This window comes from Kineosporia corallincola, assembly GCF_018499875.1.
Classification (GTDB): Bacteria; Actinomycetota; Actinomycetes; order Actinomycetales; family Kineosporiaceae; genus Kineosporia; species Kineosporia corallincola.
Genome location: NZ_JAHBAY010000001.1, coordinates 74901 through 93575 on the forward strand (window position 1 = coordinate 74901; position 18675 = coordinate 93575).

Consider the following 18675-nt stretch of genomic DNA (forward strand, 5'->3'; position numbering starts at 1 on the left):
GGCGGTTTCCGCCGGGCTACACAGGGCACGGTGCGATCGTCGTCCTCACCAAGGATTTCAACGGTGGACGACGGAACGACCGGCTGCGCGCGGCCCGGTCAGGGCGATTCGGCGTCATGAACACCGAGACCGCCCCGAACCGGGCAGCGCGGGCGGACCTAGTCCGTGCTGGCGGCCGCGGTCTGCTTCGAGGTGCCCGTGGCCTTCTTCGCCGGGGCCTTCTTGGCGGTGGACGTGGCCTTCTTCGCGGTGGTCTTCTTGGCCGCCGTCTTGGTGGCCGTGGCCTTCTTGGCGGTGGTCTTCTTCGCGGCCGTCTTCGTCGTCTTCTTCGCCGTGGACTTCTTGGCGCCCTTGCGCGGGCCCGCCGCCCGCTTCTCGGCGAGCAGCTCGGCCGCCCGCTCCAGGGTGACTGTCTCGACCGCGTCGTCCTTGCGCAGCGTGGCGTTGGTCGTGCCGTCGGTGACGTAGGCGCCGAACCGGCCGTCCTTGATCACGATCGGCGACTTGGTCTCCGGGTCCTCGCCCAGCTCCCGCAGCGGCGGCGCCGCCGCCCGGCGGCCCCGCTGCTTGGGCTGCGCGTAGATCGCCTTGGCCTCGTCCATGGTGATCGTGAACAGCTGGTCCTCGGTCTCCAGCGACCGCGAGTCGGTGCCGCGCTTGAGATACGGCCCGTAGCGGCCGTTCTGCGCGGTGATCTCCTCGTTGGTCTCCGGGTCGACCCCGACCAGGCGCGGCAGTGACAGCAGCTTCAGCGCGTCGTCCAGGCCGATCGTCTGCACGTCCATGCTCTTGAACAGGCTGCCGGTGCGCGGCTTGGCCGACTTCGGCGCGTCCTCGGGCAGGATCTCCGTGACGTACGGGCCGAACCGGCCGTTCTTGGCCACGATCTGGTGACCGGTGTCCGGATCGGTGCCGAGCTCGCGGTCCCCGTCGGCCTGCGTCTCCAGCAGCTCCCGGGCCTTCTCGACGGTCAGCTCGTCCGGGGCCACGTCGTCGGGAACGCTGGCGCGCTTCGTCTCGCCGTCCTCACCCGGAACCTCCAGGTAAGGGCCGTAGCGACCGACGCGCAGCACGATGCCCTCGCCCAGCGGCACCGAGTTGATGTCGCGGGCGTCGATGTCACCCAGGTCGTCGACCAGCGGCTTGAGCCCGTGCATCACGTCGGGCCCGGCCGGTGGCGCGCTCCCGTTGCCGTTCGCCGATCCGTCCCCGAAGTAGAAGCGCGACAACCAGGCCCGGCGGTCCTGCTCACCGGCGGCGATCTGGTCGAGGTCGGCCTCCATCGAGGCGGTGAAGTCGTAGTCGACCAGCCCGCCGAAGTGCTCCTCCAGCAACCGGGTGACGGCGAACGCCAGCCAGGTCGGCACCAGGGCGTTGCCCTTGTGCCCGACGTACCCGCGGTCGACGATCACGCTGATCGTGGCGGCGTAGGTGGACGGCCGGCCGATGCCCCGTTCCTCCAGCGCCTTCACCAGGCTGGCCTCGGTGTAGCGCGGGGGCGGGGAGGTGGTGTGACCGTCGGCCGAAAGATCGCGAGCGTCGAGCAGATCGCTCACCGCGAGCTCCGGAAGGCGCCGTTCGCCGTCCTCACCGCCGTGCCGCTCCTCGTCGCGTCCCTCCTCGTAGGCCGCCAGGAAGCCGCGGAAGGTGATCACGGTGCCGGAGGCACCGAACACCGCGTCGCGTCCGTCGCTGGTCCGCGCGCCCAGCCGGATCGTCGCCGTCGAGCCCCGCGCGTCCTCCATCTGCGAAGCCACGGTGCGCTTCCAGATCAGCTCGTAGAGCCGGAACTCGTCACCGCTCAGCTCGCGCGACACCTGCGCCGGGGTGCGGAAACTGTCGCCGGAGGGGCGGATCGCCTCGTGCGCCTCCTGGGCGTTCTTGGACTTGTTGGCGTAGACCCGCGGCGAGGCGGGCACGTACTCCGGGCCGTAGAGGTCCGAGGCCTGCTGCCGGGCGGCGTTGACCGCCTGGTCCGACAGCGTGGTGGAGTCGGTACGCATGTAGGTGATGTAGCCGTTTTCGTACAACGACTGGGCGGTGCGCATCGCCTGACGGGCCGACAGCCGCAGCTTGCGGCCGGCCTCCTGCTGAAGGGTCGAGGTGGTGAACGGGGCCGCCGGACGCCGCCGGTACGGCTTCTCCTCCACGCTGCGGACCGTGGGGTGGGCGCCGTCGAGCGCCCGCACCAGCACGTTCGCCGCTTCCTCGTCGAGGTGCACGACGTCTGCCGAGGTGAGCTGACCGGCGTCGTTGAAGTCGCGGCCGGTGGCCACGCGGCGCTCGTCCAGGGCGACCAGCCGGGCCTCGAACCAGCGGCCCGCCTGGGCGTGGCCGGCGGACGCGGCGAAGTCGCCGGTGATGTCCCAGTAGGACGCGGAGCGGAACGCCATCCGTTCGCGCTCACGCTCCACCACCAGACGGGTGGCGACGGACTGCACCCGTCCGGCGGACAGCCCGGCCCGCACCTTGCGCCACAGCACCGGGGAGACCTCGTAGCCGTACAGCCGGTCCAGGATCCTCCGCGTCTCCTGGGCGTCGACGAGGCTCTTGTCCAGGTCGCGGGTCTGCTCCAGGGCGCGCCGGATCGCCTCGCGGGTGATCTCGTGGAACACCATGCGGTGCACCGGGATCTTCGGCTGGAGCACTTCCAGCAGGTGCCACGCGATGGCCTCGCCCTCGCGGTCCTCATCGGTGGCGAGGTAGAGCTCGTCAGCTTCCTTCAGGGCTCGCTTGAGCTCGGTGACCTTCTTCTTCTTGTCCGCGTCGACGACGTAGTAGGCCTCGAAGCCGTTCTCCACGTCGACGGCGAACTTGCCGAAGGGGCCCTTCTTCATCTCCGGTGGCAGCTCGCTCGGCTGGGGCAGGTCGCGGATGTGGCCGACACTCGCCTCGACGTCGAACTCCGGGCCGAGGTACTCGGCGATCTTCCGGGCCTTGGTCGGCGACTCGACGATCACGAGCCGCCTGCCGTTCGCGGTCTTGCTGGCGGCCACAGGCTCACCTTTCCTGACGCATTTTTTACTGACGCATGTCCACGGCGCCCGCTCCGGCGCCCGGCTCCCAGCAGCGGGACAGGCAGGGGAAGGCCCTTCCTCACGCGACTGCGGCGGGACGCTACACAACGCGCACCGGTGAAGCACCGTAACCCGAGAGCGGTCGATGTGGATGCCGACTGCCCACCGGGCTGTCACATCTCCGCTGCGAGAGTGGCACGCAAAGTGACGACTGGCCACCCCCGGCCCAAACCGTCCGAGTCCATCCGAGTGTGTTCAGCGTCACACCCAATGCCGCTAAACGGCGCTTGCCCAGGGTGTGTGTCTTGAGCGTTACCCGGGGTTCTCGTCGGGTTGCGCCGAGGCGCTAGGGTGATTTGAGCACGAGTGCGAAGAATAAGGCCCTCATGTTGGCAGTGTGGGTCGAGGGCAAGTTCGTCGAAGCCCGGGTACGGGACGTAGCCTCTGGGCGAGACCTTCTGCCACGATCAGCACACGCTGGACAACGAGGTGGGTCGAAATGCCAGGGACAGACCGTGTCAACGAGGACGCGGAAAGATCACTGAGCGGACGGCCAGATTACCGGATGCCACTTGAAAGTGGCCGCAGGGAGGATCGCGTGCCGCGACACGGTTCGGTCGAACCGGGGGCCGACGTCGAAAGCGTCCCGGACGCGCCCCGTCGCTCGTCTATTGCCGGATGGTCCATCCGCCGCAAGCTGACGCTTCTGGTCACCATTCCGCTCGTCGTGCTGCTCGTCGGTGGCGGCGTGCTGGTGGCCTCACTGGCAGGCACCTACCAGAAGGCGCACACCGCCCGGCTCGACGCCGAGCTGATGGAGCCGTCGCTGCGTCTGAGCCGAGTGCTGTTCAACGAGTTCGGCATGCCCGGCGCGAACACCGACGCCGACAAGCTGGCCAAGCTGCGGGAAGAGACCGACGACGAGATCGCGGCGATCAAGCCGAAGCTCGAGGACCTCTCCGAGCGCGGATCCTCCTCGGACTCGTCGCTGCCGACCACGGCGTCCACCATGCTGAACCAGCTGGACCGGATCGACGACATCCGCAAGCTCGTCGACAGCCTGCTGGACAACAAGGAGCTGACCGGCACCTCCGGGGTCAACCAGGTCACCACCGCCGCGGAGAACCTGTTCAACGCCGCGCGAGACCTGCCCGAGGAACTGGCCACCGACCTCGGCGTCACCTCCGGCAACCACGAGACCGTCACCAGTTCCTCGCTGTTCACCTCGGTGTCGCAGATGGGCTTCGCGGCCGCCGAGGAGATCACGGTCTTCTCCAACGCCTTCACCGGTCAGGTCGTCGTCGACGTCAACGCCGTGCGGAACCTGGAAAGCCTGGTCGCGCAGCAGGAACTCGGGCTGAGCTCGGCGCAGAGCGTCGCCTTCACCGAGGACCAGCGGAACCAGCTGATCGCCCTCAGCAACCAGACCCCGAGCATGTCCCGCTGGCGCTCCGCGCTGGAGGGCCAGATCGGCAAGACGAAGACCTCGAACTTCGGTGACTCGAGCGCGTTCGCCGAACTCGCCTCCAGCCGCCTGGCCGACATCGAGGAGACGGCGACCGCGGCCGGCCGCACCACGCTGAAGTCGGCGCAGGACGCCGAGACCGCGGCCCTCTTCCGGGTCGCCCTGGTCGCCGCCGCCGTCATCGTCACCATCCTGGTCGTGAGTGCCCTGCTCACCACGATCGCCCGCACCGTCACCGCCCCGCTACGCCGTCTGCGCGCCGGTGCCGTCGAGGTCGCCAGCGTGCAGCTGCCGGCCGCGGTGGCCCGGATCGAGCAGGACGGCGTGGGTGCCGACATCGCCCTGCCCCCGGTGCTTCCGGCCGACTTCAACCCCGGTCCGGAAACCCTCGAGGTGGCCCACGCGGTCGACGACCTGGGTGCCGAGGCCGTGCGTCTGGCCACCGCGCAGGTGCGACTGCGGCGCGCGCTGGACGAGGCGTTCGTGTCGATGTCCCGCCGTAGCCAGTCGATGGTCGAGAAGCAGCTCGCCATCATCGACAGCCTGGAGAGCCAGGAGCAGGACCCCGACCAGCTGCGCAACCTGTTCCGGCTGGACCACCTGGCCGCCCGGATGCGCCGCTACAACGACAACCTGCTGGTGCTCGCCGGTTCCGCCGTGCGGACCCGGGCGACCGCCCCGGTCAAGATCGCCGAGCTGTTCCGCGCCGCCACCTCCGAGATGGAGCAGTACGAGCGGGTCCGGCTCCAGCCGGTCAGCGGTGCCTCCATCGCCGGTACGGTCGCGGGCGAGCTCGTCCACCTCCTGGCCGAGCTGCTCGACAACGCCGCGATGTACTCGCCGCCGTCCAGCGCGATCGTGCTCTCCGCGGCGTTCACCGCCGACGGCGGGCTCCAGATCGAGGTGCTCGACGCCGGTGTCGGTATCAGCCCCGGTGAACTCGACCGGCTGAACGCCCGTCTCACCCAGCCCGAGGCGATCGACACGCAGGTCCCGTCCCGCATGGGTCTGTTCGTGGTCGCCCGCCTGGCCCGCCGTGGCACCTTCGGGGTGCAGCTCCAGGCCCGGCCGGACGCCTCCGGAACCATCGCCCTGGTCCGGGTGCCCGCCTCGCTGGTCATCGGCGCGCCGGGCAGCACCGGCGAGACCCCGACCGGGGTCAACCCGCAGGTGCGGCCGCTCACCCCGGCCGCCGGTCAGTCCCAGCTCCCGCAGGGTCCGGTGCAGGGTGGCGGTTACAGCAGCTTCGGCGAGATGAGCCAGCCGCTGCCGCAGCGCGAGCTGCCGCAGACGCCCTCGCCCGCCGCCGCTGCCGCCGGTGTGGCTGCTCAGGCCGCCGCCGGCGTCCGGTCGGTCGCCGACGAGGTCGAGGCCGAACTGCCCCGCCGCCGCCGCACTCCCGGCAGCACCGGCATGCCGGCCGAGGCCACCGCGGCCATCGGTGAGCCGGGTTCGACCGGCCTGTTCACCCCGAACGTCCCGGCCGCCCAGGCCGAGACCGCCGAGCGTGGCCAGGGCACCGGGCGTTCCGCGGTGCAGCAGGAGCAGCCGGCAGCCTTCGGGTTCGGTCAGCAGCACGACGAGCAGCCCGCCGCGTTCGGTTTCGCCCAGCAGGCGCAGCCGGCCGCGCTGGAGCAGGAACCCGCTGCCTTCGACTTCAGCCAGCAGGAGCCGCACCAGGGCTACAGCCGGCCGGAACCGCAGGCTCCGCGGGCCAACCAGTTCGTGTCGCCGCCGCCGGAAACCACGCCGGGCGGCATCCCGAACCTGCCCACCCGCAGGCCGGGTGAGCACAAGGCCCAGATGCCCGGCAGTTTCGGTCCGCAGAACGGCCCGAGCATGTTCGGTCAGACCGACCAGGACTTCGCGCCGTCACAGCGACAGGGTTTCGAGAGCCGTCAGACCCCGGCCCGGCCGAGTGGTTACGAGGCCGGCGACAGCACCCCGGCCGCGGGCATCTCCGGACTGCCCGGCCTGGTCCGCCGTCCGGCCGGCAACGGCCCGGCCACCGGCAGCCTGCCGGTCAGGGGCCCGGCGACCGGCAGCCTGCCGGTCAACGACCCGCTGTCGGCCCCGACCGGCTCGTTCCGGGCCGCGCCGAACCCGGCACTGCCGGCCGGCGAGAGCACCTCGGACTGGCAGGACCCGGAGCTGTCCAACGAGATCACGGCTCGCGCCACGGCCGCGGCGGCCTACCGCCCGACCGACTCGCAGCCGCTGATCGGCGACAGCCGGCCCGACTTCAACGACCCGACGCCGATCTTCGACCAGATCTCGGTCTGGTTCAGCTCGGAGCCCGCGCAAGCCGCCCCCTCGATCTCGGTCGAGAACGGTGACCAGCGCATCATTGACCTGCGCGACCACGAACGGGAGCGTAGTAAGCAGTCCAGCCGCTGGGCGGCGCTCGGCGACCAGCGATGGCTGGCCACGAACGCCCGGGCATCGGCTGCTCCGGAGACGGATGGTCGTTCCGACGCGGGTCTGCCGACTCGCCGGCCCGGTGCCAACCTGCTGCCTTCCACGGCAGGTGCGGTCACCGACACGCCGGCGGCGAGGCCCCGCCCGAGCAAGCCCAGCCAGCCGGCCGACGCGACAGTCGTCCGTGGCCGTCTGGGCAGCTACCAGCGTGGTCTGGCCAATGCCCGTAAAGCACGGGCGCAGGCAGACCCGGCACCGGCCTTCAATCCGGTCGGGGCAAGCCTTTTCACCACCAACAGCGACGGCGGTGCCGATAATGGCTCCTCCGCAGAGCAGGGAGGGGACCAGTGAGCACGGGTACCGGCACCGACGTCACCTGGCTGGTCGACGGGTTCGCACAGCGGGTACCAGGCGTGGCGCACGCGGCGGTGGTCTCGGCAGACGGTCTTCTGGTGGCGAGTTCCGCGGGACTCCCACGGGACCGCGCCGACCAGTTGTCCGCGGTCGCGTCCGGCCTCGGTAGTCTCACGAACGGCGCCGCGATGTGTTTCGCGGCCGGCGCCGTTGTGCAGACAGTTGTCGAGATGCAGGGCGGGTTCCTGCTTCTCATGGCCATCTCGGACGGTTCCTGGCTGGCGGTTCTCGCTGCGCCGACCTCCGACATCGGCCTGGTCGGATACGAGATGACACTGCTGGTCGACCGAGTCGGTCAGCACCTGTCGCCGGAGATCCGGCACAACGGCCACGGCGGCTCGCTGCCATCGATGTGATCAGATTGCCACGATGACCGACTATTCAGCTCACGAGGGCGGGGATCCGCCACCGTCGATGGTGCGTCCCTACGCCCGAACCGGTGGCCGGACCCGTCCGGTGCACGACCTCGACCTCGAGGCCCTGGTGGTGACCACGGTCACCGGTCAGGACCCGGGAATGAACGACTTGCTCTCGCCGGAACACAGCACGGTGATCGAGTTGTGTGAGGGAACGATCTCCGTCGCCGAGATCGCCGCCCGGCTGCACACCCCGCTCGGCGTGGCCCGCGTAATCATCGCGGACATGGTCGAACTGGGGCTGGTCGAGGTGCTGAGCACGGCGAATGCTTCTGGTGACGAACGTGATCCAGCTTTCTTGAGGAGGGTGCTCAGTGGCCTTCAGCGGCTCTGAGACCAGGGCTACCCGGTCGACGAAAATCGTCATCTCGGGTGGGTTCGGTGCGGGCAAGACCACGTTCGTGGGTGCGGTTTCCGAGATCATGCCGTTGCGGACCGAGGCTGTCATGACCTCGGCCAGCGTCGGCGTCGATGATCTGACGGCCACACCGAACAAGACCACCACCACGGTGGCCATGGACTTCGGTCGTATCAGCATCGACCAGGAACTGGTTCTGTACCTGTTCGGTTCGCCGGGCCAGAACCGTTTCTGGTTCATGTGGGACGACCTGGTCCGCGGCGCCATCGGCGCGGTGGTTCTGGTCGACACCCGGCGACTCGAGGACTGTTTCGGGCCGATCGACTTCTTCGAGGCGCGCAACCTGCCCTTCGTGGTCGCGATCAACGCCTTCGACGGTCTGCTCCGGCACCGCCCGGAAGACGTGCGCGAAGCGCTTCAGCTCAGCCACGACGTGCCGGTGCTGGTGTGTGACGCCCGGGAGCGGGAGTCTGCCAAGCAGACCCTGATCTCCGTGGTCGAGCACGCACTGGCCACCTGGAGCCGGGCCTAAACAGGCCCGGCCCCAGGGCCGTTCGTCAGGGGGCGGGCTCCAGCAGCCCGTCCCGCACGAGGTTGCGCACGTCGCCGAGCAGTTCGGCACGCAGCGCCTGACCGTCGACCTCCAGCAGTGATGCGAGGGCGGCGATCAGGCGTCCCACCGGGATGTCTCCGGAGCAGGCCCCGACGAACCCCGCGAGAGCGGTGTTCGCCTGGACCACCCGGCCGGCACCTCCGCCCTGCCTGAGCAGGATGACGCTCGGGTCCTCGGCCCCGGGCAGGTGGTGCCGTTCCTCGGTGACGTCGGCGGCCACCTTCAGCATGCCCGCGAGCAGTGCGTCGTCGTCGTGCGTGGCCAGCCAGTCCTGGCGTTCCAGCGTCGCCACGACCTCGTCGCCCCAGGGCAGGCCGGGTCCGGTGCGGCGCTCCTCCACCACGCGGATCCTCGGTTCCCCGGTCGGTGGACGGCGCAGGGTGATCAGGCCGAAGCCGACGCCGTCCACTCCCCGTGACGCGAAGTCGGCGAGCCATGCGGCGTACAGGTCGTCGGCGTCCTTGCCCAGGTGCTGACCGGAGTCCCGGATCCAGGTCTCGGCGTACTCGGCCGGGTCCTGCCACTCCCGCTGCACCACCCAGCCGTCCAGGCCGGACGCCTCCAGCCACGAGGTGACGCGGTCGGTCCAGCCCTCGTTCCGTCGGCCCTCCCAGTTGCCCAGGAACTGTGCGATCCCGCCCGGTGCCAGCACCGAGCCGACCGACTCGACCAGCTGACGCACCAGGTCGTCGCCGATCATGCCGCCGTCGCGGTACTCGAAGGCGGCCGCCGGGGTGGAACGCGGGGTGATCACGAACGGCGGGTTGCTGACGACCTGGTCGAACAACTCACCCGCCACCGGCTCGAGAAGGCTGCCGAGGCGTCCCTCGATCGATGTCTCCCCGACGGTCGGGGCGTTGAGGGCCCAGTTCAGCCGGGCCAGCTTCATCGCCCGGGCGGAGATGTCGGTGGCCACCACGTGCCGCGAGTGCCGGGCGGCGTGCAGGGCCTGAATCCCGCAGCCCGTGCCGAGATCCAGCACCCGGCCGGTCGGCCGGCGCACGGTGCAACGGGCCAGCGTGAGCGAGGCGCCGCCGACGCCGAGCACGTGGTCGTCGGTCAGCGGGCGGCCGGTGGCCACCTCGGAGAGGTCGGAGGCCAGCCACCAGTCGGCCGGCCCGAGCGCGTCCACCGTGGCGTAGGGCCGCAGGTCGACCAGACCACGCACGTCGTCGCCCGGTTCGGACCCGGCCGTGACGATCAGCCCGAGTTCGGCCAGGCCGTCGAGTCCGGTGCGCGGCACGGCGGAGGCCAGGCGGGCCGCCGGGACGGCCAGGCCGAGCACGAAGACGGCGATGAGCGCGGCGAGCGGTTCGTCGTCCTCAGTTCGAAGCCGTTCGGTGACGGCGAGGCGGGCCGGCAACGACTGCTCCCGGCCGAGCGCCGCCTGCGCCACCGGGCCGAGCAACTCGTTCACCGAGTCCACGGTGAAGCCGGCCAGATCGCTGCGTAGCTTCTCGATCAGTTCGGCGGGGTCAGTACTCATGCCTGTGTTTCTACCGTGCCGGACTGCCTCGGTACGGCACCGGACTCCGGACATGACACCGGCCGCGCGGGCGGATACCCACGCGGCCGGTGTCCGTGCGGAACTACGGGCGGAACTACGGGGTGGTGCGGGACGACGCCGAGGGGGCCGTCTCCCCGACGTCCACGGTCTTGGCCACCGGCTGCCCCGTGACGGCGGTGGCCGGATGGCCGGCCGTGACCGGGGCCTGCGGTCCGGTGCCGGCGCCGTCGCCGTAGTCGACGGTGCGCCGGCGGGTCACCACCAGAGCAGCCACGATGATCACGACGGCGATCCCGGCGATCGTGTAACGCAGTGCGGCGGAGGCGTCTTCGCCGACGCTGAGCTGCACCACGGCGGGCGCGATCAGCACGGCGACCAGGTTCATCACCTTGATCAGCGGGTTGATCGACGGACCGGCGGTGTCTTTGAACGGGTCACCGACCGTGTCACCGATGACCGCGGCGGCGTGGGCCGGCGAGCCCTTGCCACCGTGATGGCCGTCTTCGACGATCTTCTTGGCGTTGTCCCAGGCACCACCGGAGTTGGCCAGGAACACCGCCATCAGCGCACCGGCACCGATCGCCCCGGCCAGGTATCCGGCGAGCGGGCCGATGCCCAGGCCGAAGCCGACAGCGACCGGGGCCAGGGCGGCGAGCAGACCGGGCGTGGCCAGCTCACGCAGCGAGTCCCGGGTGCAGATGTCGACCACGCGGCCGTACTCCGGCTTCACGGAATGGTCCATGATTCCGGGGTTCTCACGGAACTGGCGCCGCACCTCGACCACGATGGCCCCGGCCGCCCGGGTGACCGCGTTGATCGCCAGACCGGAGAACAGGAACACCACAGCGGCGCCCAGCATCAGGCCGACCAGGGTGTTGGGCTGCACGATCTCCAGGCTGAAGCTGCGGCCCAGCTCGTTCAGGGCCGCGCCGCTGTCGACGAGTGCCCCCTGCCAGGCGTCGGTGTAGGAACCGAACAGGGCCGTGGCCGCGAGCACCGCGGTGGCGATCGCGATGCCCTTGGTGATGGCCTTGGTGGTGTTGCCGACGGCGTCGAGCTCGGTGAGGATCTGCGCGCCCTCGCCGTCCACGTCGCCGGACATCTCCGCGATGCCCTGGGCGTTGTCGCTGACCGGGCCGAAGGTGTCCATCGCGACGATCACGCCGACCGTGGTCAGCAGACCGCAGCCGGCCAGGGCGATGAGGAACAGCGACAGCCAGATCGAGACACCGCCCAGCGTGAAGGCGCCGAACACGGCCGCGGCGATGATGCCGGTGGTGAAGACCGCCGACTCCAGGCCGAGGCCGATGCCCGAGAGCACCACGGTGGCGGCGCCGGTCGTGGTGGTGTCGGCGACGTCCATGGTCGGGCGCTTGTCGGTGCCGGTGTAGTAGCCGGTGAGCCAGAGGATCACGCCGGCCAGGACGATGCCGATCATCACGGCGGCGAAGGCGATCAGGCGCGGGTCGCCGTCCAGCCCGGCCACCACCTCGTCGCCGCCGGTGAAGTCGGCGAACGAGGACGGCAGGTAGGTGAACGAGGCGATCCCGCAGAGCACGGCGGAGACCACGGCGGAGATGCCGAAGCCCCGGTTGATGGCGGCCAGGCCGCTCTCGCCCGGGCGGGTGCGGGTGATGACGACGCCGAGCACCGCCGTGATCGCGCCCAGCGCGGGCACGATCAGCGGGAACACCAGACCTTCGAGCCCGAAGGCGGCCTTGCCCAGGATCAGCGCGGCCACCAGGGTGACGGCGTACGACTCGAACAGGTCGGCGGCCATGCCGGCGCAGTCACCGACGTTGTCGCCGACGTTGTCCGCGATCGTGGCGGCGTTGCGTGGGTCGTCCTCCGGGATGTTCTGCTCGACCTTGCCGACCAGGTCGGCGCCGACGTCGGCGGCCTTGGTGAAGATGCCGCCGCCGACCCGCATGAACATCGCGAGCAGGGCTGCGCCGAAACCGAATCCCTCCAGCACGGAGGGCGCGTCGCCTTCGTAGAGCAGGACGACGGCCGAGGCGCCGAGCAGCCCCAGGCCGACCGTGCACATGCCGACGAAGCCACCGGTGCGGAAGGCCAGGCGCATGCCCTCGTCCCGGTCACCCTTGCGGGCGGCCTCGGCGACCCGGACGTTGGCCCGGACCGCCAGGGACATGCCCAGGTAGCCGATGGCGGCGGAGAACAGGGCCCCGACGACGAAGAAGATGCCCCGGCCGATCCGTACCCCGGTGTCGCCGGGCAGGAGGAAGAGGACGATCAGCACGAGGACGACGAAGGCGGCCAGCGTGCGGAACTGGCGGCGCAGGTAGGCGGCCGCACCCTCCTGCACGGCGGTGCCGATCTCGACCATGCTGCGGGTGCCGTCGGGGGCCGCGAGGACGAGCCGGCGGAAGGCCGCCGCCACTCCGAGGGCCACGACCGCGATGACGAAGACCGCGACGACCAGCGTCAGATTCCGACCTTCGAGATTCACATCTGCCGTGGTGGTGGCAGCCTGAAAGCCTTGATGCATCCGTCCTCCTCGACGTGCGCGTGAAACCCCCTCACCCGTCGCGGGTGGGCGGTTTCCAGTGCAGGCGACAGGGCGAAACGGGGCCTAGGCATGCGTGGGAAACCGGAACTCCGGTGGAAGTTCCCACTCCGGGGAGTGTATTGACTGTGATGCGCACCACCAAACACCCGAGGCGTGGGTCATTTCACTTTGGGGTGATTGGTCCGCATTTGCTATCGCTGAAATGCCTAGGCCAGACCGGTAAGAATGGACGAGGTTCAGTGCGCCGCACCCGGCGGTAGCCACTCCAGTCGCACCTGTGCGCCGGAAATGCCGTGATGGGTGCGCACCTCGACCCGATCGGCCAGGCCCTCGATCAGGGACAGCGCGACGGGCTCCGGCCCGGGATCGGTCTTGGCCGCGTCGGTCACCTCGATCACCAGCCCGGGGCCGGTGTCGTCGACATGCAGGACGACCGGGTCGTCGCAGTGGGCGGCGGCGCAGCGCCGCACCGCCCGGGCACAGGCCTCGCCCACGGCCAGGCGGAGTTCTTCGAGGTGCTCCGTCAGCCCGGCGCGACGGGCCACCGCCACGGCGACCAGGCGTGCGGTACGGACGTATTCGGCGGCCGGTGGAAACCGCAGCTCGACACCGGCCACGGGCGTTTCCGGCCCGGTCCCGGTTATGGCGTGCCTCTGCCGGGCTCCCCGTCCGCCGGGCTGCCGAGCGACGCCTCCAGCTCACCGTCGAGCGAGATGGTCGTGGGGACGGTGCCACCGCTGCCGCCGGAGCTGCCGGAGCTGCCGGCCAGGGCGCCGTCGAGCGAGGCATGGATCGGGAAGACCTTGGTCAGCCCGGTGATGCGGAAGACCTTGAGGATCTTCTCCTGGTCGCACACCAGCTGGAGCGAACCCTCGTGCGAGCGGGCCCGCTTGAGGCCGCCGACCAGCACGCCCAGGCCGGTCGAGTCGAGGAAGTCCACCCCGCCCATGTCGACCACCAGGTGGAACTCGCCGTCCTCGACCAGTTCGTTGAGGCGTTCCCTCAGGGTGGGAGCCGTGTACACGTCAATCTCACCGGCCACGCTGATGACCGTCTGGACACCTTCGCGCCGTGTCGCCACTGTGAGCTCCACATCGCCTCCCCGGGAAGTCGTGTGCCCGTCTCACGGATCTGCATCTCTTCTCAGCCCTCACAAGGGGCGTGCCTTCCGCATTCAATCATCTGACGGTCACTCCAATGGCCCACACCGTCGACTACGTGTCACCAATTTGGACGACACCCCGTAATTCGCCCTCGTTCACCCGGTGCCGGGCGGTTCCCGGCCCGTCGGGGTGCGGGCAGGTCCCGGTGCCGCGCGGGCCGATGCACTCGCGGTTCGGTGCAGTCCGGGGGCCTCGACCGTGACAGTCACCCTCACCGAGCCGTCGGCCGCCGGGTCGCATTCGGCCAGCCGCGCCCCGTTGGCCGCCGCGACCCGCCCGGCCGCGGCGCACCCCTCGCCGGAGTCGACGGCCGCGAGCGCGGCCAGGTCGGCGGCCGCACCGGCCCGGTGCCGCGCGACGACAGCGCCGCCCAGGCCGAGCAGGGCCGCCATCAGCACCGCCGCGACCCCGACCAGGCCGATCATCAGCACGGTGCCGGAGCCGCGATCGCGGTTCACCCGCCCACCTGCGGTTCCACCTGGGCGGTGTGGCGGGCCCGCACCCCGATCTGCGGGTGCCAGGGGAGCGGCAGCGGCACCTGGGCGGACACCGTCACGGTGACCAGCTCGCCGGTCCCCGCCACCGAGACGGCTGCCCCGGCCGGCCCCGCGGCGGCCGCCACCGGCCGGGGATCGTCGTGCCGGGCCGCCGCCCGGGCGCCGGCCCGGGCCGCGTCCACACAGTGGAGCTGGGCCATCCCGGCCGTCGCGGCGGCCAGCACGGCGACCAAAAACAGCACGAGAACCGGCATCAGCAGTGCGAACTCGGCCGTCACCGAGCCGTGGTCGGGGGCCCGGGGTGGGGCCACCCCGGTGGGGTGGCCCCGATCGCTCCGGTGGGTCATCCGAGGTTCAGGGCCTTCTGGATGATCGTGAGCAGCAGCCCCTTCACCGCGCTGCCCCGGACGATCGCCATCAGCACCCCGGCGAAGGTGCAGGCGGCCAGCATCGTCATGGCGTATTCCGCCGTGCTGGCGCCGATCTCGCCCATCCCCCGGGGTGCGCTGGTCACCCGTCGCAGCGAGACCGCCGCCGACCTCGTCCACCTCATGATGCGAATCCGCATGAACTGTCCTCTCCCCGGTGGCCGGTGACCCCGGCCTGGCCGGCCGCCCCGATCGCGGCCTGACCTCAGACTGCTCTCCGAAGGCCCTCGTCGATGATCCAAAGTGCCTGCCTGTGGATGACATCCGGGTCGTGGCGACTGTGGAGAACTCGAAAGTCATCCGGCCACCAGCCTGATCACCAGGGGCACGATGCCGAGCAGGACGAAAGCCGGCAGCAGGCAGACGGCTCCGGGGATCACCAGCAGCACCTCCAGACGATGGATCGCCGCCGCCCGGGCCGCCGCCTGACGCCGTCGTTCCTCCGCGGCGGCCCGGCGGACGAGGGCGGACGGCGGCAGGCCGGACCGTGCCGCCAGGGTGAGGGCCTCGGCCAGGGCGGCGGTGGCGTCGTCGTGCTTGAGGTCGCCCGAGGCCGGGTCGGTGACCAGATCGGCCAGGGCGAGCAGCTTTTCGCCACGGGGATCACCGAGGCCGGTGAGCCCGGCCCCGGTGCCCCGCAGGGCAGCCTGTGGCGGGGCGCCGCTCTCGACCAGTGCGGCGATCAGGTCGAGCACGAGCGGGCCGGGCATCGTGGCGGAGGCCGGACCGGGGGAGGTGCGGGCCGAGCGGCGGTACGGTTGCGACGCCGAGCCCAGCCGTGCCGCCGGGTCGCCCCTCACGACGCCCGTCCCCGAGACTCCTCCGACACCGAGCGGACCAGGCGTGCGGTCCATGCCCGCCCGGCCCACCACAACCCCAGTCCGGCTGCCAGACAGGCCAGCCCGGGCCGGGTTCCGAACAGCACGCCGAGGCTGTTCACCCCGAGAACGGCGCCGAGCAGCAACCCGATGAGCGGCAGGGCGGCGAGCACCCGTGCGGTGGCGCGCGGACCGGCCAGCGCCACCTCCCGCTCGTCCGACTCGGCGATCTGGGCCAGCAGACCGTCGCCGATCCCGTCGAAGATGGCCGCCGCCGGGGCGCCCGAGCGTTGCACCACCTCGGCGGTGGTGGCGAGCCAGCCCAGCGCCTCGACGCCCGGCCCCTCGCAGGTGGAGGCGGCCAGGCGCAGGCCCTCGGCGGTGGTTCCACCGACCGCCAGCATCCCGGCGACGATCGCGGCCACCCGGGCCTGTGGACCACGGCCGAGGGCCAGTACCTCCCAGGTCCGGTCCGGCGGAACCCCGGCCCGGGAGAGCGCCGAGACCCGGCCGCAGAGCTGCGCGGCGTCGGCCCGGCCCAGGGTCACGAAATCTGCTGCCGATGGATGACTCTCGATGAACCGGCCGGGTCCGGCCTCGATTCCGCCGCCGCTCATCACGCCCCCTCCAGACGCCCGGCCAGTTCGGCCCAGCCGGGCCCCGCCGTGCCGTCCGCCGCCGGGTCGTGCGGATCCGCGGTCAGCGCCGGCAACATGGTCAGTTCGCCCCGATCGCCCCGCCGGGCGATCGCGATCTGGGTCACCCGTCGCCGGGTGCCCAGGCGCTCGACGTGCACCACGGCGTCCAGCGCCGCCGCGGCCTGGGCCCGCACCGCATCGGCCGACAGACCGGCCAGGGCCCCGAGGGCCTCCAGCCGGGCTGGCACGTCGGCCGGGGCGTTGGCGTGCACCGTGCCGCAGCCCCCGGCGTGCCCGGTGTTGAGTGCGGCCAGCAGATCGCGCACCTCGCCGCCCCGGCACTCCCCCACCACCACCCGGTCGGGCCGCATCCGCAGGGCCTGGCGCACCAGCACCTCCAGGCCGACAGCACCGGCCCCCTCGACGTTGGCGTGCCGGGCCTCCAGCCGCACCAGGTGCGGATGCGCGGGCCGTAGTTCACCGACGTCTTCGACCAGCACGATCCGCTCGCCCGGTGGCACCAGCGAGAGCAGCGAGGCGAGCAGGGTGGTCTTGCCGGCACCGGTGCCCCCGCTGACCAGAAAGGCTGCCCGGACGGCCACCATCGCCCGCAGCACCTCGGCCCAGCCCGGAGGCAGCGAGCCGGTGCTCACCAGGGTGCCGAGGTCGATCGGCTGCTGCCGCAGCACCCGCAACGAGATCAGCGTGCCGTCGGGTGCGACCGGTGGGATCACCGCGTGCAGACGGATGCCGCCCTCGAGACGGGCGTCCGCGTAGGGCGCCGCGTCGTCGAGACGTCGCCCACCGGCGGAGGCCAGACGGGCGGCCAGCGAGCGCACCGCAGCCTCCTCGGTCAGCGCCGCGGGGCAGGGCACGCGCCGCAGGCCCTCGCCCCGGTCCACCCAGATCTCACCCGGCCCGTTCACCAGAACGTCGGTGACGCCGGGCAGTTGGAGGAACGGCTGGAGCGGCCCGAGCCCCCAGAGCTCCGCACGGATCCGCTCGGTCGCCACCAGCACGTCGTCGTGACCGAGCACCTGCCCCAGACCCGCCGAGGCCGCGGCCACCATGGCCGCCAGCTCGTCGGGCCGGGGTCGGCCGGAACCGGCCAGCCCGCCCCGCAACCGGGCCACGACAGCCGACAGCACCGCCTCCGACGTGGTCATCGAGACAGCCCCGCAGCCGGCAACTCACGGGCCGGCAGTTCCTGGGCCAGCAACTCGCGGCAGAACCGGGACAGCGGACTGCGGCCCCGCAGCCCGGGCGGCTCGCCCCGGTCGAGGGCCACCCGCAGCCCGGGCTCGGCCCGCAGCACTCCGGCGAGGGGCAGATCGAGTGCGGTGCAGATGCTCGATGCGCTCAGTCCGGTCGGTGCCGGACCCCGCACCACCACGCGCACGTCGCCCGTGAGAGGCCGCACCACGGCCGCCACGCGCTGCGCTGCGGCGGTTGCCCGCACCTCGGCGGGTACTACGACCAACAGGACATCCAAGGCCCGCAGAGCGGCTCTCACAGCCTCGTCCGGATGCCGGGGGATGTCGACCACCACCGTGCCGTATTCGCCGCGGGAGGAGTCCAGCACCGCGGCCACGGCCGTGGCAGACGGCCTGGACAGTTCTCCGGAAGACCCTCGCACCGCCGCGAGCACGTGCACCCCGTCGATCAGTGGCAGCGCCCCGGACAGGCTGCCCGGCAGCAGCAGCCCCCGGGCCGAGGCCAGATCGGGCCAGCGCAGCCCGGGTTCGTGTTCGGCACCGAGCAGCAGGTCGGCCCCGCCGCCGAACGGGTCCACCTCGACCAGCAGCGTGGGGGTGACCAGGGCGGCCGTGCGGGCCAGGGCGGCCGCCAGCACGCTGGCCCCGGCGCCGCCGCAACCGCCGACCACGCCGAAGGTCAGAGGGCCGCCGGCCCGGCCGCCGTCGAGCCGGGAGAGCCGCTCGGCCAGCAGGTGCTCGCCCTCGGGCAGCAGCACCACCTGCTCGGCCCGCAGTTCCAGGGCGGTGCGCCAGAGCTGCTCGCCGGGAGTCCCCGCGGCCAGCAGCAGCCGGGGCACCCCGGAGGCCGGGCCGGGCAGGGCGCCCGCGTGGTCGGAGCCGACCAGCACCAGCCCGGGCGGCCCGGCGCCGGGAGCGATGCCGGTGCGCACGGGGACGCCGTAGGCGGCGGCCAGGCGGCCGGTCGCGGCGACGAGCAGTGGCTCGGAGGTCAGCAGGAGCACCCAGGGAGACGCCATGGACGCCAGGTTCGGCGAGGCCCGGGCCGGCCGGACGGCCCAGTGCTCGGCCTGTGGACGAGGGGCCGGTCGTACGTGTCTGTGGACAACTCCCGAGGGCGGATTCGCCGGGGCAAAAGGCGACGGCCCCCGCTGGGGGGGAGCGGGGGCCGTCTGGCCG

Annotated in this window: 15 protein-coding genes and 1 pseudogene; 4 read left to right on the forward strand and 12 right to left on the reverse strand. The window is 71.6% G+C overall.

Going from position 1 to position 18675, the window contains the following annotated elements; genetic code table 11:
- Positions 1–158: 158 nt before the first annotated feature.
- Complete coding sequence (gene topA, locus KIH74_RS00365; protein ID WP_308113473.1) at positions 159–2996, reverse strand: type I DNA topoisomerase; 2838 nt, start codon at positions 2994–2996, stop codon at positions 159–161.
- A gap of 619 nt (positions 2997–3615) precedes the next feature.
- On the opposite strand from topA, the gene KIH74_RS38235 reads away from it, so the two are divergent.
- From KIH74_RS38235 to KIH74_RS00385, 4 genes are read left to right on the forward strand one after another with little or no spacing between them, the layout of a single operon-like run.
- Positions 3616–7251: an ATP-binding protein gene (locus KIH74_RS38235; RefSeq protein ID WP_214153233.1), complete on the forward strand. Its 3636-nt coding sequence runs from the start codon at positions 3616–3618 to the stop codon at positions 7249–7251.
- On the forward strand, positions 7248–7670 hold the full coding sequence (locus KIH74_RS00375) for a roadblock/LC7 domain-containing protein (protein WP_372491968.1): 423 nt from the start codon (positions 7248–7250) through the stop codon (positions 7668–7670). The genes KIH74_RS38235 and KIH74_RS00375 overlap by 4 nt, the downstream gene beginning before the upstream one ends.
- A gap of 13 nt (positions 7671–7683) precedes the next feature.
- The gene (locus KIH74_RS00380; protein ID WP_214153235.1) at positions 7684–8064 is read left to right on the forward strand and encodes a DUF742 domain-containing protein; all 381 of its coding nucleotides are present in this window, start codon (positions 7684–7686) and stop codon (positions 8062–8064) included.
- Positions 8045–8620, forward strand: coding sequence for a GTP-binding protein (locus tag KIH74_RS00385; protein WP_308113475.1), 576 nt, complete (start codon positions 8045–8047; stop codon positions 8618–8620). The genes KIH74_RS00380 and KIH74_RS00385 overlap by 20 nt, the downstream gene beginning before the upstream one ends.
- 25 nt (positions 8621–8645) lie before the next feature.
- Here KIH74_RS00385 and KIH74_RS00390 read toward each other — a convergent pair whose 3' ends face one another.
- The 11 genes and pseudogenes from KIH74_RS00390 to ssd form a co-directional block, all read right to left on the reverse strand.
- Positions 8646–10187, reverse strand: a complete 1542-nt coding sequence (locus KIH74_RS00390) for a DUF7059 domain-containing protein (RefSeq protein ID WP_214153237.1) — start codon at positions 10185–10187, stop codon at positions 8646–8648.
- Positions 10188–10302: 115 nt separating this feature from the next.
- A complete protein-coding gene (locus tag KIH74_RS00395) occupies positions 10303–12717 on the reverse strand; it encodes a sodium-translocating pyrophosphatase (RefSeq protein WP_214153239.1) in 2415 nt (804 codons plus the stop codon).
- A gap of 257 nt (positions 12718–12974) precedes the next feature.
- Complete coding sequence (locus KIH74_RS00400) at positions 12975–13355, reverse strand: ATP-binding protein (RefSeq protein ID WP_214153240.1); 381 nt, start codon at positions 13353–13355, stop codon at positions 12975–12977.
- Between the two features lie 140 nt (positions 13356–13495).
- A pseudogene (locus KIH74_RS00405) lies at positions 13496–13831 on the reverse strand (STAS domain-containing protein); the annotation flags it as partial.
- Positions 13832–13996: 165 nt separating this feature from the next.
- The gene (locus KIH74_RS00410; RefSeq protein WP_214153244.1) at positions 13997–14359 is read right to left on the reverse strand and encodes an Rv3654c family TadE-like protein; all 363 of its coding nucleotides are present in this window, start codon (positions 14357–14359) and stop codon (positions 13997–13999) included.
- Positions 14356–14745 (reverse strand): TadE family type IV pilus minor pilin, encoded by a 390-nt coding sequence (locus tag KIH74_RS00415; protein ID WP_214153246.1) that lies wholly within the window; start codon positions 14743–14745, stop codon positions 14356–14358. The genes KIH74_RS00410 and KIH74_RS00415 overlap by 4 nt, the downstream gene beginning before the upstream one ends.
- Positions 14742–14951, reverse strand: coding sequence for a DUF4244 domain-containing protein (locus KIH74_RS00420; protein WP_214153248.1), 210 nt, complete (start codon positions 14949–14951; stop codon positions 14742–14744). Before KIH74_RS00420 ends, KIH74_RS00415 begins: the two co-directional genes overlap by 4 nt.
- Before the next feature lie 171 nt (positions 14952–15122).
- Positions 15123–15626, reverse strand: a complete 504-nt coding sequence (locus KIH74_RS00425; RefSeq protein WP_214153250.1) for a type II secretion system F family protein — start codon at positions 15624–15626, stop codon at positions 15123–15125.
- Complete coding sequence (locus KIH74_RS00430; RefSeq protein ID WP_214153252.1) at positions 15623–16261, reverse strand: type II secretion system F family protein; 639 nt, start codon at positions 16259–16261, stop codon at positions 15623–15625. The genes KIH74_RS00425 and KIH74_RS00430 overlap by 4 nt, the downstream gene beginning before the upstream one ends.
- A complete protein-coding gene (locus tag KIH74_RS00435) occupies positions 16261–17448 on the reverse strand; it encodes a TadA family conjugal transfer-associated ATPase (protein ID WP_214153254.1) in 1188 nt (395 codons plus the stop codon). Before KIH74_RS00435 ends, KIH74_RS00430 begins: the two co-directional genes overlap by 1 nt.
- Entirely contained in the window at positions 17445–18515 is a 1071-nt protein-coding gene (gene ssd, locus KIH74_RS00440) for a septum site-determining protein Ssd (protein ID WP_214153256.1), read from the reverse strand. The genes KIH74_RS00435 and ssd overlap by 4 nt, the downstream gene beginning before the upstream one ends.
- Positions 18516–18675: the final 160 nt, after the last annotated feature.

Coding starts and splice junctions, on each gene's coding strand:
- KIH74_RS00435 (WP_214153254.1), bottom strand. CDS start 17,448: ATGACCACGTCGGAGGCGGTGCTGTCGGCTGTCGTGGCCCGGTTGCGG.
- KIH74_RS00420 (WP_214153248.1), bottom strand. CDS start 14,951: ATGAGGTGGACGAGGTCGGCGGCGGTCTCGCTGCGACGGGTGACCAGC.
- KIH74_RS00390 (WP_214153237.1), bottom strand. CDS start 10,187: ATGAGTACTGACCCCGCCGAACTGATCGAGAAGCTACGCAGCGATCTG.
- KIH74_RS00415 (WP_214153246.1), bottom strand. CDS start 14,745: ATGACCCACCGGAGCGATCGGGGCCACCCCACCGGGGTGGCCCCACCC.
- KIH74_RS00380 (WP_214153235.1), top strand. CDS start 7,684: ATGACCGACTATTCAGCTCACGAGGGCGGGGATCCGCCACCGTCGATG.
- KIH74_RS00430 (WP_214153252.1), bottom strand. CDS start 16,261: ATGAGCGGCGGCGGAATCGAGGCCGGACCCGGCCGGTTCATCGAGAGT.
- KIH74_RS00395 (WP_214153239.1), bottom strand. CDS start 12,717: ATGCATCAAGGCTTTCAGGCTGCCACCACCACGGCAGATGTGAATCTC.
- ssd (WP_214153256.1), bottom strand. CDS start 18,515: ATGGCGTCTCCCTGGGTGCTCCTGCTGACCTCCGAGCCACTGCTCGTC.